This is a genomic window from Dyella sp. ASV21, from assembly GCF_016428975.1.
Classification (GTDB): Bacteria; Pseudomonadota; Gammaproteobacteria; order Xanthomonadales; family Rhodanobacteraceae; genus Dyella.
The window spans coordinates 1-267 of record NZ_JAELTT010000412.1; the positions used below are offsets into that span (position 1 = coordinate 1).

Here is a 267-nt window from a genome sequence, read left to right on the forward strand (position 1 = left end):
CGCGCCACCGCTCGACGCGAGTGCTGACGCTGGCCGAGCGCGAGGAGATATCCAGGGCGCTGATGGCAGGCCAGTCGATCCGTGCCGTCGCCACGCGACTGAATCGGGCGCCGTCGACCATCAGCCGTGAGATCCGCCGCAACGGTGGGAAGGATCACTATCGAGCCAGCCGCGCTGACCACCAGGCCTGGGATCGCGCGCGACGCCCCAAGGCATGCAAGTTAGTCCGTCATCGCGTCCTGGCGCGCCTGGTAGCCGCTAAGCTGC

1 protein-coding gene is annotated in these 267 nt (G+C 68.5%); it reads left to right on the forward strand.

Features of this window, described 5'->3' with window-relative positions:
* Positions 1 to 267: helix-turn-helix domain-containing protein (locus JHD67_RS22110; RefSeq protein ID WP_199101241.1), on the forward strand; the 267-nt coding region annotated here is incomplete at both ends.